Origin of the sequence: Bacteroides sp. f07 (assembly GCF_042854785.1) — a bacterium.
GTDB lineage: Bacteria > Bacteroidota > Bacteroidia > Bacteroidales > Bacteroidaceae > Bacteroides.
This window is the reverse complement of record NZ_BAABXI010000001.1, coordinates 3,232,627-3,250,576: the sequence shown is the minus strand read 5'-3', so window position 1 is coordinate 3,250,576 and position 17,950 is coordinate 3,232,627. Positions and strand designations below refer to the sequence as shown.

At 44.7% G+C, this 17,950-nt stretch carries 13 protein-coding genes; 6 read left to right on the top strand and 7 right to left on the bottom strand.

From position 1 onward, the window contains the following. Positions 1-57: 57 nt before the first annotated feature. The 4 genes from ACGHVY_RS13220 (at position 58) to ACGHVY_RS13205 (ending at position 4,335) form a co-directional block, all read left to right on the top strand. Positions 58-1,254 carry a BamA/TamA family outer membrane protein gene (locus ACGHVY_RS13220; protein ID WP_390599437.1) on the top strand — a complete coding sequence of 399 codons (1,197 nt, stop codon included), beginning with the start codon at positions 58-60 and terminating at the stop codon, positions 1,252-1,254. Next, a complete protein-coding gene (locus ACGHVY_RS13215; RefSeq protein ID WP_390599436.1) occupies positions 1,241-2,944 on the top strand; it encodes a sulfatase-like hydrolase/transferase in 1,704 nt (567 codons plus the stop codon). Before ACGHVY_RS13220 ends, ACGHVY_RS13215 begins: the two co-directional genes overlap by 14 nt. 93 nt (positions 2,945-3,037) lie before the next feature. After that, positions 3,038-4,006 (top strand): J domain-containing protein, encoded by a 969-nt coding sequence (locus ACGHVY_RS13210; protein WP_308745415.1) that lies wholly within the window; start codon positions 3,038-3,040, stop codon positions 4,004-4,006. A gap of 14 nt (positions 4,007-4,020) precedes the next feature. Then, positions 4,021-4,335, top strand: coding sequence for a chaperone modulator CbpM (locus ACGHVY_RS13205; RefSeq protein ID WP_308745427.1), 315 nt, complete (start codon positions 4,021-4,023; stop codon positions 4,333-4,335). A 113-nt stretch (positions 4,336-4,448) separates the two neighbouring features. On the opposite strand, the gene ACGHVY_RS13200 is transcribed toward ACGHVY_RS13205, so the two are convergent. From ACGHVY_RS13200 to ACGHVY_RS13170, 7 genes are all read right to left on the bottom strand, one after another. Then, a complete protein-coding gene (locus ACGHVY_RS13200) occupies positions 4,449-4,919 on the bottom strand; it encodes a GAF domain-containing protein (protein ID WP_390599435.1) in 471 nt (156 codons plus the stop codon). Positions 4,920-4,926: 7 nt separating this feature from the next. Further along, a complete protein-coding gene (locus ACGHVY_RS13195; RefSeq protein ID WP_390599434.1) occupies positions 4,927-9,987 on the bottom strand; it encodes a DUF4132 domain-containing protein in 5,061 nt (1,686 codons plus the stop codon). Between the two features lie 39 nt (positions 9,988-10,026). After that, positions 10,027-10,446 carry a hypothetical protein gene (locus ACGHVY_RS13190; RefSeq protein ID WP_390599433.1) on the bottom strand — a complete coding sequence of 140 codons (420 nt, stop codon included), beginning with the start codon at positions 10,444-10,446 and terminating at the stop codon, positions 10,027-10,029. A 7-nt stretch (positions 10,447-10,453) separates the two neighbouring features. Beyond that, positions 10,454-12,202 carry a rhomboid family intramembrane serine protease gene (locus ACGHVY_RS13185; RefSeq protein ID WP_390599432.1) on the bottom strand — a complete coding sequence of 583 codons (1,749 nt, stop codon included), beginning with the start codon at positions 12,200-12,202 and terminating at the stop codon, positions 10,454-10,456. Between the two features lie 152 nt (positions 12,203-12,354). Further along, positions 12,355-14,061 (bottom strand): Acyl-CoA dehydrogenase C-terminal domain-containing protein, encoded by a 1,707-nt coding sequence (locus ACGHVY_RS13180; protein ID WP_308745410.1) that lies wholly within the window; start codon positions 14,059-14,061, stop codon positions 12,355-12,357. A gap of 6 nt (positions 14,062-14,067) precedes the next feature. Continuing rightward, positions 14,068-15,087, bottom strand: coding sequence for an electron transfer flavoprotein subunit alpha/FixB family protein (locus ACGHVY_RS13175; protein ID WP_308745409.1), 1,020 nt, complete (start codon positions 15,085-15,087; stop codon positions 14,068-14,070). A gap of 2 nt (positions 15,088-15,089) precedes the next feature. Continuing rightward, on the bottom strand, positions 15,090-15,962 hold the full coding sequence (locus ACGHVY_RS13170) for an electron transfer flavoprotein subunit beta/FixA family protein (RefSeq protein ID WP_308745408.1): 873 nt from the start codon (positions 15,960-15,962) through the stop codon (positions 15,090-15,092). Positions 15,963-16,307: 345 nt separating this feature from the next. On the opposite strand from ACGHVY_RS13170, the gene ACGHVY_RS13165 reads away from it, so the two are divergent. Both ACGHVY_RS13165 and ACGHVY_RS13160 read left to right on the top strand, forming a co-directional pair. Then, positions 16,308-16,892, top strand: a complete 585-nt coding sequence (locus tag ACGHVY_RS13165; protein WP_390599687.1) for an RNA polymerase sigma-70 factor — start codon at positions 16,308-16,310, stop codon at positions 16,890-16,892. A gap of 24 nt (positions 16,893-16,916) precedes the next feature. Continuing rightward, positions 16,917-17,903 (top strand): FecR family protein, encoded by a 987-nt coding sequence (locus ACGHVY_RS13160; RefSeq protein ID WP_390599686.1) that lies wholly within the window; start codon positions 16,917-16,919, stop codon positions 17,901-17,903. Positions 17,904-17,950 lie beyond the last annotated feature (47 nt).

The window sequence follows — 17,950 nt, the reverse complement described above, 5'->3', positions numbered from 1 at the left end:
TGTAATAAGAAGTTTGAAACTAACTTTGTCCCCGAAGTTTTCAACTTCTTATTATATATGGATACTAGACAGAACAGGCTGATATTACTTGCGCTATTATTATTGACACAAACCTTTATTAGTGCGCAGACGCATTCTATTCAGATAGGAATGCCGGAAGATTCTGTATCTGTTACGGCCATTAATGATTCTGTTCCGCTAAAGCGCAGCTTTTTCAAGAAGTTTCTTGATTACTTCAATGATGCTAATAAGGAAAAAAAGAATAAAAAGTTCGATTTCAGTGTGATAGGAGGCCCTCACTATTCCAGTGATACGAAGTTCGGACTCGGACTGGTGGCGGCAGGTTTATATCGTACGGATTATAATAATACAATTCTTCCGCCTTCAAACGTATCTCTTTACGGAGATGTCTCTACGGTGGGATTCTATTTATTGGGAGTCCGCGGAACTCATCTGTTTCCACAGGATAAATACCGGTTGAACTATAATCTTTATTTTTACTCTTTTCCCAGTCTCTATTGGGGAAGAGGATACGATAACGGAGCAAATTCCGATAATGAAAGTGAATATAAACGTTTCCAAGCACAGGTGAAGGTGGACTTCATGTTCTGTATGGCAAAGAATTTCTATATCGGGCCGATGGCTGTATTCGATTACATCGACGGACGCGATTTTGAAAAGCCGGAGCTATGGGAAGGAATGGCGGCACGGACTACCAACATAAGTCTCGGGCTTTCTCTTCTCTACGACTCACGTGATTTTCTGACAAATGCTTACCGGGGGTACTATCTGCGGCTGGACCAGCGGTTCAGTCCTGCTTTTCTTGGCAATAAATATGCGTTCAGCAGTACCGAACTGACTACCAGTTACTATCACCCCGTATGGAAAGGCGGAGTGCTGGCAGGACAATTCCACACACTGCTGACTTACGGAGATACCCCGTGGGGATTGATGGCAACTTTAGGAAGCTCTTATTCGATGCGTGGGTACTACGAAGGGCGTTATCGCGATAAGTGTGCGATGGATGCGCAAATAGAACTGCGGCAACACGTTTGGAAACGAAATGGAGTGGCCGTATGGGTGGGAGCAGGGACTATCTTTCCGAAGTTCTCCGACTTTGCCCCGAAACATATTCTTCCCAACTATGGTTTCGGCTACCGTTGGGAGTTTAAAAAGAGAGTGAATGTACGTTTGGACTTAGGTTTTGGTAAACACCAGACCGGATTTATCTTTAATATAAATGAAGCTTTTTAAGAATATAAAGAATTGGTTGGAAAATCAGGAACACTTGTTTTATCTGTTTCTGTTTATCCTGATAGTGCCTAACATCGTCCTCTGTTTTACGGAGCCGCTGCCGGTGATGGCAAAAGTAACTAATGTATTGCTGCCTTTAGGAGGCTATTACCTGTTGATGACTTTATCGAGGAACTGTGGCAAAATGCTTTGGATTTTGTTCCTGTTTCTCTTTTTCGGAGCTTTCCAAATCGTATTGCTTTATTTGTTCGGACAGTCTATCATCGCTGTGGATATGTTCTTGAACCTGGTGACTACCAATTCGAGTGAAGCGCTCGAACTACTTGATAACCTGACACCTGCCATTATCGCCGTAGTCATACTGTATGTTCCCGCACTGATATTGGGAACGATTTCAATTATCCACAAGCGGAAACTCTCGATAGAGTTTATCCGCAGAGAACGGAGGAGAGCACTCATCGTTTTGGGAATCTCCCTTCTCAGCCTTGCCGGAGCCTATGTGCAGGATTCAGGATATGAACTGAAATCGGATTTATATCCGCTGAACGTCTGTTATAATGTAGGTCTTGCCTTTCAGCGGACAGCCTTGACACAGAACTATCATCACACGTCGGAAGACTTTACCTTCCATGCCAAAACTACCCGTCCGAAAGAAAAACGGGAAGTATATGTGATGGTAGTAGGGGAGACGTCCCGTGCCCTGAACTGGCAATTATATGGTTATGAACGTGAAACGAATCCGTTGCTGTCTCGGCAAACCGGATTGATTGCTTTTCCGAAGGTACTGACTGAATCAAATACGACACACAAAAGTGTACCTATGCTGATGTCGGACGTCAATGCCTGCAACTACGACTCTATTTATCATCAAAAAGGGATTATCACCGCTTTTAAAGAAGCGGGTTTCCAAACTGCTTTCTTCTCCAATCAGCGTTATAACCATTCGTTTATCGATTTTTTCGGGATGGAAGCCGATACGTATGATTTTATAAAAGAAGATTCTATTGATTACAGTTACAACCCGTCTGACGACGAACTCTTGAAATTAGTGGAACAAGAACTGGAGAAAGGGGCTACGAAACAGTTCATCGTGCTCCATACCTATGGCTCTCATTTTAATTACCGCGAACGTTATCCTTTGGAAAACACGTTCTTCACACCGGATTATCCGGTTGACGCGGAAAGGAAGTACCGGAATAACTTGGTGAACGCTTACGATAATTCTATCCGTTACACGGATGCTTTCCTGTCAAGAATCATCCGTATGCTGGAAAAACAACAGGCAGACGCCGCCATGATTTATACTTCCGACCACGGAGAGGATATTTTCGACGATTCCCGTCATTTGTTCCTTCATGCTTCGCCTGTACCTTCTTACTATCAGCTTCATGTGCCGTTTCTTGTTTGGATGTCCGGCAGTTATCGCGAGACTTACCCTGAACACTGGGAAGCCGCAATGGATAATAGGGATAAGAATGTGTCTTCCAGCAGCTCTTTTTTTCCGACCATACTGGATTTGGGTGGAATAGAAACTCCTTACCGGGATAATTCACAATCCGTAATAGCTTCACTTTATCAAATGAAGCCGAGGGTCTATTTGAATGACCATAACGAACCCCGTCCGTTGGATGATTTGGGTATGAAAAAGCAAGATTTCCAAATGTTGGAGCAAAAGGAAATTGATTATTAGCCGGTTATTATAAATTGTGCTAAATTTTGAATCCAAAAGCGGGATTGGTGTGTTATTTGCCGTATGATGTATGAACGATTAAATTCATAAAACATGGCCTATATAGATTATTACAAGATTCTTGGAGTAGACAAAAGTGCTTCTCAGGACGATATCAAAAAGGCTTTTCGTAAGTTGGCCCGGAAATACCATCCTGACCTGAATCCCAATGACCCGAGTGCAAAGGATAAGTTTCAGGAAATCAACGAAGCCAATGAGGTACTGAGTGACCCTGAGAAACGTAAAAAGTATGATGAGTACGGAGAACATTGGAAGCATGCCGATGAATTCGAAGCACAGAAACGGGCGCAGCAACAAGCCGGTGGCTTTGGCGGTGCAGGAGGTTTCGGCGGATTTGGCGGTGGCGGACAGGGATTCTCTGACGGTAACGGAACATATTGGTACAGTTCCGACGGCGAAGGCTTCTCCGGCGGTAATGCCAGTGGCTTTTCCGATTTCTTCGAATCAATGTTCGGTGGACATCGGGGGGGAAGAGGACAAGGTTCTGCGGGATTCCGCGGACAGGACTTTAATGCCGAACTTCACCTGTCTCTTCGTGATGCTGCTCAGACGCATAAACAGATATTGACTGTCAATGGAAAACAAGTGCGTATCACTATCCCTGCCGGTGTAGCCGACGGACAAGTGATTAAACTGAAAGGCTACGGAGCCGAAGGTATCAACGGCGGACCTGCGGGCGACTTGTATATCACTTTCGTAATAGCCGAAGATCCGGTATTCAAGCGCCTGGGTGACGATTTGTACGTAGACGTGGAAGTAGACCTTTATACAGCCGTACTGGGTGGTGAAAAGGTTGTGGACACGTTGGACGGTAAAGTGAAACTGAAGATAAAACCGGAAACCCAAAACGGTACGAAAGTCCGTCTGAAAGGCAAGGGATTCCCGGTTTATAAGAAGGAAGGACAATTCGGTGACCTGATTGTGACCTATTCTGTCAAGATTCCTACGAACCTGACGGACAGACAGAAAGAGTTGTTCCGCGAGTTACAGAGTATGAACTAAAAAGAATGAGTGCTATGCAGACCGAATTAATTATTGTCAGTGAATACTGTCACAAATGTCATATTGAGCCTTCATTCATAGATATGCTGGAAGAGGGCGGTTTGATTAACGTACATACCGAGGGTAATGAACATTATCTGCTTGTGTCCGAACTTCCGAATGTGGAGCGATATAGCAGGATGTATTATGATTTGTCCATAAACATGGAAGGTATTGATGCCATTCATCATTTATTGGAAAGAATGGAGGAGATGAGGCATGAAATGAACTCACTCCGTAAGCAGCTTACGCTATACCGTGAACGGAAAATAGAAGAGATTGACTGGTAAGAAAAACAGAGCCTCTGTTTACACCAAACTGAGGCTCTATTTATAGCAAACAGAGGCTCTGATTTACCCAATCGGAGCCTCTGTTTTTTTGTATGATAACAGCACGGATGGAGTTATCCGATGTATGTACAGATTTCTTCCAGATAACGTGCGTCAACTGTATCGAAACTATCCGGTGTATCGCTGTCTATATCCAATACTCCGATTACTTCACCTTGTTTTAGTATCGGTACTACTATTTCCGATTTGGAATCCGAACTGCATGCTATATGTCCGGGAAACTGCTCTACATCAGGGACAATCAATGTACGTGCTTCTTTCCAGGCTGTTCCGCAAACTCCTCTGCCGAAACGGATACGTGTGCAAGCGATAGGCCCTTGGAACGGACCTAATACGAGTTCATCTCCTTTCACTATGTAAAAACCTGCCCAAAAGAAACCGAAAGTCTGTTTTAGAGCCGCTGCAACATTGGCAAGGTTGGCTATGAAATCCGTTTCCGTGCTGACTAAAGTATGTAACTGTGGAAGTAACTCACGATATTTCTCTTCTTTGCTTCCTGTACTGATTGATAAATTTTCTGCCATATTGTTCTTATTTGATTTGATTCAGGATACTCGGGTCTTTTATCTTATCGTCTTTTGCGAAGAAGATAATCTTTGTCAATATCTCGGCAGTCTTCGGGTCTTCGTCTACAAAAGGCAGGAACAGGCGTCCGCGGCTCTGCGAATGTATCGGAAGAACTGCAATTTGCGCACCGCCTTCCTGATGAATCACACCACTGCCCAAATGAATGTTATATTTTCCCAGCTTGCCTTCGATATGAGCAAAGTTGCCTGCCACTTTCACATTGTTGAGATGGAATAATGGCATCGTCAGTTCCACCAATGCGCTGCGCATTTCGATGGTAGAGTGACTGGTTTCCGGATCGACACTTCCGGCATGGGCTACACTGACTGCCAAATCCACGTCTCTCATCACTTCGGAGAAGATAACGGGCGGAATCTCTGAAATATTCATCAGTTTGTAGTCCCTGCGGTTGTGGAAGCAGACATATTCCAGTGTCGGGGCTTCAATATCGGCAGGAGAGAACCAGTCTGCCATAGCGTAGATAGTGGCGATAATGTTCTCTTTGTAATATATCTTTTGAAGCCCGTCTTCATAATCGGCTACCCATCGGCGTCCTTTCAGGACGGCAACCGTTTTCTGAGGTTGAATCTGGTTTCCGGCATAGCGGCGGGATTGTGTGGCTTCTTCCTCTTCCGGAGTCGGTAGATACAGTTCGCGGAACACTTGTTTGAAAGGTTGGCGGATGGCTTTGTCGAACAGGAACTTCTGATACGTATGCCACTCGCCGCTCGTGTACAGGTCGGTAGGATGGGCGATGCGTAATTCGTCTTTTGGTTTCAGCGGGAGACAGACGGCATTCGCTGTCACCAGTAATCCATCGGTATAAAAACCTGTTTGTCCGTTACTGATAAAGACAAGATGCTTCAGTAGCGGCCAAATAACAGGATTCTGCATCAACTTGCGGAGCTCGTTTTCTTCAAAGCGCGTACAGTCTTCCATAGCCTGTTCCAGCATGATGCGGGAGCGGGCGTGTTGGTCTTTCAGTTTCTTGTGTACCGCTTTCAGCTCTTCTACATACGGATGCTTCTTCAATTTGGCTGGCATGCTGTTGAGTTCTTTTCCGGCTTTGACTTGTTTCATCTCCGCTTTGCCTTCGTCGTTGATTTGTACATAGACTTCCACACCGTCTATCTCTTTCGGGGACAGGTAGGGGAGAAGTTCTTTAATCAGTTCCGTCTCCATGCTCCAGGTCAGGCGGGTGACGTCACCGTAACCGGAGTTGAGAGCCAGGTTTTGCAAAGCGATAGCCACTGCTTTCTTTTCGCTTTCCTGTCTTTGTGCTCCGAAGTCCTTGCTTTCTTTCAGGAATTTTTGCAGGAATTGGTAGCGTTCCAACAGTTCTTTATCCGCTTTTTTCCCTAATGGGATAAGTCCGTAACTCATTAATAGGTCTTTGTTGCGTTTGGCCGAGATTTCTTTCTTTATATCTTCTGCTTTCACTGCACCGTTGGTGGCGTCGGCAAACTTGCGGGCACGGGTGTGGCTGTTGCTGCATGAGATATATTTGGCGGCATTGTAAACCACTTCAAAACGTTGTTTGCCAATCGTCTTGAAAGCATCTTTGAACCACCCGATGTCGAAAGCGCCTTCCCGAAGGTCTTCTACGTCAATCGGGGTATAACGGGCGATAATTGCCTTTTTCTTGTCATCGCAAGTCTCGTTGGTATGGGCGTGGAAATAGTATGCTGCGCTTGTCAGTCCTTTCCATCCTGTTGCCTGTTCGGTAAGTTCTATCCATTGGGGAGCGAACATGGCGGCTTCCACCAGCCGTTCGTCGCTGATTTCGGCTTGTTTCGCCAGTTTCTTGAGCTGGGCACTTGTGTCTGCCGGCAACGGGTAGCAAACGTGAAGCAGGCTGCTCAATACTTCCCGTTTCGTGTTCCGCCAATTGTAACTGTCGCGTATGAACGTATCTTTGCCGAACGCTTGCAGGATGCGGATGAATGTTTCGGCTCCATAGACGCAGGTCAGTTCTTCCGCCAGGCGGGTAACCTGCGTTTCAGAGTCTCCGCGTGATAGTTCTATATCCAGAATCCGGTCGACAGCCTTTTGCAATAATGGTCGGAATAAAGTGAAGTTGAAGTCTTTGATATAGGCGAACCGCTCTCTGTCCACTTCGTTGGGACGACGGTTTTCATTCAACGCAAGAGTGATATTCTTGATTTGTGTGGGGGAGTTGACACGTCCTGTCAGTTCGCGATATATTTCTTCTGCCGGTATCAGCCCCAGCATCCAGGCACGGGCAAAGTCTGCGGATTGCAGATAGGAATCGGTTTCTTCCAGTTCGGGCGTGTGCTCCATATAGTTGGTGAGCTTATATAGCTGATAGCGCACGGTGAAGTAACGGGTAAACAGGGCATCGTCTATCGGTCTGCAGGGGGTGTCAAGCCAGAATTGCACAAACTTGTTGTTGTGTATCGGATAAACAATGACCTTTTCTCCGTATTCCATTGAATCTCTGAGCCATGTATGCTTGTTTGTATATTGACGGAAGATATTCTCTGTATTGAGCAATGGTATTAGCTGGAGCAGCATATTGGCGGCCATTCGCTGATAAACCGTTTCGTCTCTGTACTCGTATGCCAGTGCATCGATGATGTCTTCCATTTGCTCATAATAGGGCAACTTCCGGAGTACTTTCTGTAATCCGCGGTAACTGAAGCCTGCATACATCTTGTTCACAAGTGGTTCAAAGCTATTGGCGGATTTAATATCGGCTTTTCTGTCTTCTTCATCCCCTTCGTCATAGTCATCGTTTTCTTGGGCGACACCTGTTGATGCAAGCATGAAACTCATCATCAATAGTTTTTCGTAGCTCCCGATTTCCCGTTCGTAGAAATCCATCCAAAGTTCCGGGAGTCCAAGACCGCTCAGTCCACCGTAGTTGCTCCATTTCATCAGTACGCTGTTACCTACCAGGCGTGCTTCTCCGTAGTCGTTTTTAAACTCATCGTTTTTGTGCGCGGCGATGTATTTGCTCAACCTTTCGAAAGTAAGTTTCGCTTTTCCGTAGCTGATAAACTCAAATGCTTTCTTGACATAGAACCCTTTATCCGGTGTGATTTCCGGCAGGCTGACTTCCAATGCAGGATTGTACAGACCGAAACCGTTTTCTTTGGTGTAGTGCTGTGTAGCTTTCTTTTCCGTTCCGTCACCAATCAAAGACGCTATCAATACCTTTTCTTTGGCATTTGGTTTTTGAATCTCTTTGATGGCAGGAAGAAGTTTCTGGTAGATGTCTTGCAGGAATTCTACGTTATGAATTGTCTTCATCATGTCCAGTCCCGCCAGGCGGCGTTCGGCAACCTTGTCTGTAATCAGCCGGCGGATACTGCCTGCCAGTTCTTCTTTCGGTTGCTTCATAAGCAGGTTGATGGCATTAATGCGCATTTCGCTGTATTTGAAACGTAGCAGTTCCTCTACTTTCAGGTTCTGTTCGGGCGATAAGGTCATTTCGGACAATACTTTGTATGCCTCGTTGCGTACGTCCAATGAGCGGTCGCCCAATGATTGGAGGATGTATTCTTCTTGCAGCGGACTGGTAGGCGGATTCAGGGCAATGCCGATATAGCTTGCCCGCATATAGGAATCAAGAGATGCCAGATAGCCGCAAAGGTCATCTTTCATGGCAGAATCATTCAGCATCCAGACGATATATGCCATTTTGAGGATAACTTCCGAACGGGTCAGTTGTGTGCTTTCCCAAGGGAAGATATAGGGAGCATAGGTTTCTTTGGCTGAGATGGAGTGGTAGATTTGTTTTAAATATCCGTAGTGGCGCACAGCTTCTTCCCTGTTCTCAAAGTAATCGGTGAGTTTGGGGTCTTCACGTCCGCCATATCGGCTGAGATAGAAATTTGTGAGATAGAGCGGGAGAATGGCTGCTACGACCGACGGGTCGTTATGCCATTTTTCGAAAGCTTCTTTACTGATGTAATAACTCATGCCGGAGTGTTGCGTACAGAGCAGGAAGTAAAGGAAAGTCTGTACTTGGTGCTTGGCCCCGTTTTTGAGAATTTCAGGTGCAAGTGCTTGGATGTCGTTTGTATTATAGAACCCGATGCTCCATAAGGCCAGGTAGAGTTCGACGGTATCTTTGCTTTGAAGGGCTTTGCGTGCCTGTTGTTGGTTGTTCAGGAAGTGCAGGATTAGTTCTATGTATTTATTGGTGACACGTTCGCTGCTGTCCTGTTCTCCGATGCCTGTACTTACCGCGATACCACGTTTCACGGAAGCAAAACGTTGCAATCCGTTCTCATAAATTACCGTAAGCAGATGAAGATAGCTTTCGGGACATCCTTCGTCCATCGTTTCCACGATAGCTTGTCGGAGTCCTTCTTGTAGTTTTGCTGCCAGCAGCAATTTTCCTTCCAGTTCCAGCAACGGGCGGTATCCGCTCATTGCGATAGCCTTGAGATGTCCCTGGTTGAGGCGGTTGGCGTTATTTTCGCTGGTCAGCACGTTATGCAGGTATTCGATGACTGTTTTGTTGCCTTCTGCTATTTGGGCGGCTATCCAGTTCTCGCAGCTCATGCAGTCTTTGTATGCTTCTATTTCTTCCGGTGTATTTCCACCGTTCAATATGGCTTGTTCTGTAAAGCCGGTGGCGCGCAGTTTCAGGAATTGTGTCAATGCGTCTATGACGTGGTTGAAGTGCAGATAAGGGTTGGCGGCACGTTGTGAACGCCGTGAATAGCCGTGAGTGTACGGGCAATGTACTTTGAGTTTCAGATAGGTGTGGAACAGGCGGGCATATTCATCTCCCAATATGTAACGGAGCAGTTTGCTCAGTTTTCCATCGAAAAGATTGGCTACGCTTTTGATGTTTTCTTCTTTGATGACACTTATAATGCAAGGTTCCAGCTTGTCGTTATAGGTGCCGTACCGGGTATCCATATTAAAGTATAACATGAATATGTCAAACAAGGCGGCTGTCTTTTTGTCCAGGCTGCTTCTCTTTTGGGTCAGTTTCTCCAGATACGGAAGTACCCGTTTGTTTAATGCTTCATTATAAATAAGTCTCATGATTCTATTTGTTTTTAAGTGTTTGGTAGGATATAATAATTACCATAATCTTCCCGACAGCATAGCCAGCCGGATGAAGGTTAATGTGGAGTCTTCTTCCAGCAGGATGGGAGAGGATAAGTCTCCCGCTTCCATGTCATCAATGAAAATCCGGAAAATTCCGTCTTCGTAGGATTGCAGGGCATTGGTGATAGCTTCTGCTTCTGCGGCGGGTTTGCCGTTATAGTTGACTCCGAACCCTACTTTGCCTGAAGCTGCCTTATCTTCCACTTCTTCCTGAGTGAGGTATTTCAGCACTTCGCTCTGCTGTAAGCGTTCGTTGTATTCACTGACTTGCCAACTGACGATGGCTTCAATCAATTCCTGTACATGGGCAGGCGGAACAGGAAAATCAACGGGCATCTTTTCAATGCTGCACTTTCGCTTTCCTAATTGTTTGACTTGGATATAGACTCTCATATTCTCTTTATTTGGTTATTTGTATACTCGATACAATGGCATCTAAATCGGCGGCTGCTTCTTCATCGTAGAGAAGCATGACAATACTATATATTCTTTTATTCTTCTCCTGGAAATATTTAAATGAGATTTGTTGTATATCTTTTCCCGGTTCATCGGGAGCTCCGATATGCAGCGGGTTTGTTGTTTTTGTCATGGGCAGTCCGTTGATGTTGATGTCGTTTTGCTTATAATCTTCCGATGGCTGCCCCTTCTCATTCCGCGGGACAATGAGCGACAGTTTTTTCGTATGCTCAAATTCTTTCTGAGTATCGTAGGCGATGGAAACGACTGTCAGTTGGTTGGCTCCGTTGACAAGCTTGAGCAATGGCGGTGGGGCACTGGGAGTCAATCCTTTTGCTCCTGTTATTTTTCTCCAGTTGGTAGGATATTGGCAACTGAAATTGGTTTCTGCATCATAATAAGAAAGCCAGGTGTCATTATTGCCGATAGGAACATATGAAGGAAACTGCCTGTCGGAAGAGTTGCCGGGAGGGCTCATAACCGGATGATTCTCGTTTTCTTCTTCCAGTTCTCCATTAAGGTAGGCTTCCACGATGCCGCTTTCCCACTCTTGACGTATCTCCTGGTAGAGAGGCGGCACATTCTTGCAAAGCATAATGAAACTGAACAGGAATATGCAGAATATGCCAAGTTCTCCAATGATGGATACGGTTCGCTGCGCGTCAGGGTTCTTGAACTTATTACTGAATACATAAACAATTCCCAATAGGAAGCCGCTCAATAATCCGCCGATGTGTGCGGCATTGTCGATTCCTTCTTTCAGTCCGTAAATCAAATTATAGCCGACGAAAATAAGGATGCTGGTTAATAATGCCTTCCGTTCTTCTTTGGCGATGCCGTGGAACAGGAGGAAGGCGAGGAATATGCCGTAAAGTCCGAAGATTGCTCCGGAAGCTCCGGCACTAATTGTCTCGCCGTGCATATACAGGCTGAATGCTGCCGAGCATAATCCGGTCAGAAAATAAGAAGCGAACATTCGTCGGCTTCCTATTAGCTGCTCCAGGAAAAGACCGACAAACATGAAAGCGTATATATTCATCGCAAGATGGAAACCGCCGATATGAATAAAATTACAGGTTACAGTACGCCACCAGTCACCTGTGAGAGTCAGTGGTCCGAAGTCGGCTCCCCACTTTAATAGTGGTAATGTATCGGGATTCAAGATTCCCACTCCCGAAGCGACCATCAGGATAAATACCAGAATATTGATATCGATAAGGATAGGTGTCGCTATGAATCCTTTGCGTGGTATGAAGAAAGATAGGATAGAGTTTTTTTTCATTTCCTCTTCTATATATGCTTTTTCTTCTTCTGTGAGCGGGCGGTTGAAATCTTCTTCCAGCTCATTTCCTTTTTGGGTCAGTTCTTCCGGGGAAAGGCTGTTTCTTGCCTCTTCCATTGCCTTTTGTAGTTTTTGGATATTCTTTCTGTTTTTGCCGTAATCTACAAATTGTATGGAAGAAGACTGGCTGCGGACGGATACTTCTCCGTCACTTCCCTGTTCTATGGTAAAGGTTATTTCCTCTCCGTGGGAATACATATTGAACGGGACTTGGAACAGGATGCCTTCCGGAGCTATTTTTTCAATCTTCCATTCAAGTTTCTGAGCAGCCTCGAGGGCTAATATTAGAATTTCCGTATTTGATAATCCTGATAAATGTAGTTTGTCGTCATATGAAGGTTTGAGTGGCATATTTCTTTCTCTATATCTGGTTCTTGATTAAAATTTACTTATCTCCTTGACAAATGTATAGAATAATAATGATAAATGACAGAATATGACAAATAAAAAAGCATCCGCTTCAAGAGAAGGGATGCTTTATTCTATTATTGACAGCTAATCTGTTACTTTTTGTAGAAAGCCAGGTCTTCTTTGTCGAAGTTTTCGATGAAACTTGTATGCTTTTCTACTTCTGCTTCCGCATAATTCAAATATACATGGGCAGATTTAGAGAACAGATCAGGAGATTTGCTGGCATCTTGAATCAACAAGTGACACATGATAATGTCAGCAGCCATTTCCATCAGTCTGCGGGCAGTGAAGTCCAGTAATTCCTGGTCTTGTGCTTCTTTTACAGCGTTGGTGCTTGCTTCAAATTTGTCAGCCATCTTCTTCAGACGGGACATCAGCGGTTCCATTTCCGGTGAGCAGGGAATTGTTTCAAACTCGCGGATAGTGGCGATGTAAGAACCATTAGTTACGTAACGGATGGCAGCTACGGTCTGCAACTGAGTCGTTCCTTCGTAGATGCTGGTGATACGTGCATCACGGTAGATACGCTGGCAAGCATATTCCATCATGAAGCCCGAACCGCCGTGAATCTGGATACAGTCGTAAGCATTCTGATTAGCATATTCAGAGTTCATACCTTTGGCGAGCGGAGTGAAGCTGTCGGCCAGTTTTGCGTATTTCTTCTGTTCCTGACGTTCTTCCGGAGTCAGTTTACGTTCGCGGGCGATGTCATCCAATGCTTTGTAGATGTCTACGTAGCGTGCTGTCTGATACAGCAATGCACGTCCGGCATCCAGCTTGCCTTTCATGATAGCCAGCATGTCATATACTGCCGGGAATTCGATAATTGCTTTACCGAACTGCTTGCGGTCTTTGGCGTAAGCCAATCCTTCATTGTAAGCAGCCTGGCTCAAACCTACGGATTGTGCGGCAATACCCAGGCGGGCACCGTTCATCAAAGCCATTACATATTTAATCAAACCGAGTTTGCGGTCACCGCAAAGTTCGGCTTTTGCATTCTTATATACCAATTCGCAAGTAGGTGAACCGTGGATACCGAGTTTGTTCTCGATACGGCGTACGTTCACACCACCCTGACGTTTGTCATAGATGAACATGGAAAGACCACGACCGTCTCTTGTCCCTTCTTCCGAACGTGCCAGTACGAGGTGAATATCGGCATCACCGTTCGTAATGAAACGTTTCACACCGTTCAGCAACCAGCATCCGTCTTTTTCGCTGTAAGTAGCTTTCAGCATAACGGATTGAAGGTCGGAGCCTGCGTCCGGCTCTGTCAAGTCCATAGACATCGTTTCGCCCTGGCATACGCGGGGGATAAAACGGCTGTGCTGGTCGGTTGTACCGAATTCGTACAGAGTTTCGATACAGTCCTGCAAAGACCAGATGTTTCCGAAGCCTGCATCGGCGGCAGCTACGATTTCCGCACACATGGTGTACGGGGTGATCGGGAAGTTCAGACCGCCGAATTTGCGTGGCATGGTCATGCCATTCAAGCCGGCTTTTACCATAGCGTCCAGGTTCTGTTTAGTTCCCGAAGCGTATTCTACACGTCCGTTGGCACAGTGGGGACCTTCTTCGTCCACGCCTTCTGCGTTGGCGGCTATGATTTCTCCGGTGATTTCTCCGGTAATCTCCAATACTTTGTCGTAAGAGTCTACAGCATCTTCGAAGTCCAGCGGAGCATAGTCGAACTCATCTTTATCTCTGTAATTGCGTTCTTTCAGTTCGCAAATACGTTTCATCATCGGATTGTTCAAGTGAAACTTGAGTTCCGGTATGTCTGTATAATAATTAGCCATCTTTCCTTACTTGCTATTTTGTTTATAATACTTAATCATCTTCGGCACAACTTCTTCGATAGTTCCGTTGATTACGTAATCGGCAATCGTGTTGATAGGAGCGTCCGGGTCGTTGTTGATGGAGATGATGATACCACTTTCCTGCATACCGGCGATATGCTGAATCTGTCCGGAAATACCACAAGCGATGTAGAGTTTCGGGCGAACCGTTACCCCCGTCTGGCCGATTTGACGGTCGTGCTCTGCGAAACCTGCGTCAACGGCAGCACGGCTGGCGCCTACTTCTGCGTGAAGTTCTTTAGCGAGGTCAAACAGCAGGTCGAAGTTTTCTTTCGAACCTACACCGTAACCACCGGCTACGATAATTGGAGAACCTTTCAGGTTGTTCTTTGCCTTTTCTACGTGGCGTTCGATTACTTTCACTACATAGTCCGTATCGGCTACATATTTCTTCACGTCGTGACGAATTACTTCTCCCTGATAAGTCGGAGAGAGGATTTCTTTCTTCATCACGCCTTCGCGGACAGTTGCCATTTGCGGGCGGTGTTCGGGGTTTACAATCGTAGCAACGATGTTACCGCCGAATGCCGGACGAATCTGGTACAACAGGTTCTTGTAAGTCTTGCCTTCTTTCTTGTCTTCATGGTCACCGATTTCGAGTGAAGTACAGTCGGCAGTCAGCCCGCTGGTTAAAGCAGAAGAAACGCGCGGACCGAGGTCACGACCGATAACGGTAGCACCCATCAGGCAGATTTGCGGTTGCTCTTCTTTAAAGAGGTTCACCAAAATAGAGGTGTGAGGAAGTGAAGTATAAGGATAGAGTCCTTCACCGTCGAAAACGTGAAGTTTGTCTACTCCGTAAGGAAGAATTTGTTTTTCAATATCTTTGAGGTCGCTTCCGGCAACCACAGCTTCGAGCTGACAGTTCAACTGGTTGGCTAACGAACGACCTTTGGTCAGAAGTTCGAGACTGACGTCTGCAACGTTACCTTCTTCTATTTCGCAATATACAAATAAGTTATTCATGATTATCCGATGGTGTGGTTAGCTAATAGTTCAACAATCAGGTCTTCCACGTCACGGTCGCTGCCGCTGATGGTTTTGCTCTCTTTAGCCTGGAACACGATGTTCTGGATGGCTTTCACTTTTGTCGGCGAACCGGACAGACCGCATTGTGCGAGGTCACCGTTTACGTCAGCTACACTCCATTCTGCTAGATTCAGATAGTCGCGCTTGTCATACAGGTCTGTATAATCAAGATTACCCTGCTGTTTTTCAGTGACAGTCTTGGCATGTTTGTATTTCTGAACCAGTTTCGCGTTGCGCGGACGGCAGGGGGCTGCCGAGCCGTTTACGGTAATCACGATAGGCAACGGACCTTCTACTGTTTCAACGCCGCCATCAATGTGGCGTTTCACTTTGATTTTACCATCGCCCACTTCCAGAATTTCTTCTGCGTATGTAATTTGCGTCAATCCCAGCTTCTCTGCTACTTGAGGACCTACCTGGGCTGTATCACCGTCGATAGCCTGACGACCACCGATAATAATGTCACAGTCACCGATTTTGCGGATGGCGGTAGCCAGTGCGTAAGAAGTAGCCAGTGTATCTGCACCAGCGAAAGCACGGTCGGTCAGCAAGTAACCGTTATCTGCACCACGGAAAAGTCCTTCACGAATAATGTCGGCTGCCCGTCCCGGTCCCATTGTCAGGATGGTTACGGTAGAGCCTGGATGAGCATCTTTCAATCGAAGCGCTTGCTCAAGAGCATTCAGGTCTTCGGGGTTGAAGATGGCGGGAAGTGCCGCACGGTTAATCGTCCCGTCGGCTTTCATGGCATCCTTCCCAACATTACGTGTGTCGGGAACTTGTTTTGCCAATACAACAATTTTCAAACTCATGCTATAAATTTTAGTATTAGTATTTCTACAAGTTAGCAGCCAGTAGTCAAGTAGTAATCTCTTGCTATCCAAACTATCCGGTTAACTATCAGCATGCAAAATTACTCAAACACTTGGTTCTGACAAGAAATCCGAGTAAAAAATGCACAGGTTTAAGAATTTTGAGCAAAAAAGGACGATTTTAGAGGTTTGTCTTTTCTTATATAAATGAATATGTTTCAAGGATATTCTTATTCTTGGCAATTGTTTTTTCTTATTTTGCCTTATTTGATAAAAAACAATATTACTGTTGTTTTTTTGCTGTCAATGTGCTTAATTTGTCCGTTGTTACTTTAACGTATTATGATGGAAAATAATCAAAAACAAATGGAAAAAGACTTCCAGTATTTTTTTATCACTAACTTTCCTAAAGTGAAAAATTTTGCCCGGCGGTTGTTAAAGTCGGATGAAGATGCAGAAGATGTCGCACAAGATGTTTTTTGTAAACTCTGGCAACAACCGGAAATATGGCAACCCCCCAATGATAAATTGGATGGGTATATTTTTGTAGCAACACGGAATATCATTCTTAATATGTTTAAGCATCAGCGTATCGAGCAGGACTATCAGGCAGATTTTGCGGAGAATGCGATACTTTGCGAAATAATAGAAGATGACCAGGCTCTGAAGAATATCTATTATAAAGAGTTGCTTATGATACTCCGGCTTGCTTTGGCGAAGATGCCCGAGCGTCGGAGGGTGATTTTTGAAGCCAGCAGATTCCAAGGATTAAGCTATAAAGATATTGCGGAAAAACTGGGTGTTTCTATTCGTACAGTGGAACATCAAGTCTATTTGGCATTAATAGACCTAAAGAAAATACTTCTTTTTTTAATTTTTTTGTTAGTATCCTTAAGTAGTACATTGTTTTTAGTTGTCTTTAAAGTATAAGGCCGAAATAAAAAAGAAATAATGATGAAGAATTATATTCGACAAGTAATAGAACTGTTTAGTCAAAATGATTATCCGATTTCAGTGCAGAAGCAATTCCGGCACTGGTTGGCAGACGAAGACCATGCTGAGGAGAAGATGGAAGCTCTTAATACTCTTTGGAAGGAAGCCGGTCAGGAGAAAGTTCCCCAAGGAATGAAGCAATCCATACGGTGTATGCAACAAAATATAGGTATCCGGCCTGCCTCATCACAGAAGAAATATATATTACGGGTTTGGCAGGTGGCTGCAGCGCTGTTGTTGGCAGTATCGTCAGTTTCTATCTATTTACTTTTAGAGAAAGGGGATTTTTCCGGTGATTTGATAGAATGTTATATACCAACTGCGGAAATACGTGAATTGACTTTGCCGGATGGCAGTTCTGTAATGCTAAACTCTAAAAGTACCTTGTTCTACCCGGAGAGTTTTAGTGGTGAAACTAGAAGTGTCTACCTGATGGGGGAGGCTTATTTTAAGGTGAAGCCAGATAAAAAACATCCATTTATAGTAAAAGGTGCTGATTTTCAGGTGACAGCCTTAGGTACGGAATTTAATGTAAACTCTTATTCGGAAAATGAAGAAGTACATGCTACTTTGATTTCGGGTAGTGTAAAAGTGGAATATAATAATTTGATTTCAAGTGTTATATTGAAACCCAATGAACAGTTATCTTATAATAAGTTGACGAAGAAAAGTAGTTTGCAACAATCACAAGTTGATGATGTACTGGCTTGGCAACGGGGAGAAACTGTATTTAGTGATGCGCATTTGGAAGACATATTTACGAGACTTGAACGTAAATATCCTTATACTTTTGTATATAGTTTCCATAGTTTGAATAATAACACATACAGTTTCCGTTTTCCCAAACAGGCGACTTTGGATGAAATTATGAAAATTGTATCGCAGGTAACAGGAGATATCCACTATGTGATTAAAGATAATAAATGCTATATAACTGATAAAAAATAATCCCTATTGTCTAATTGTTAACTTAGCACACCATGTAAAAAAATACC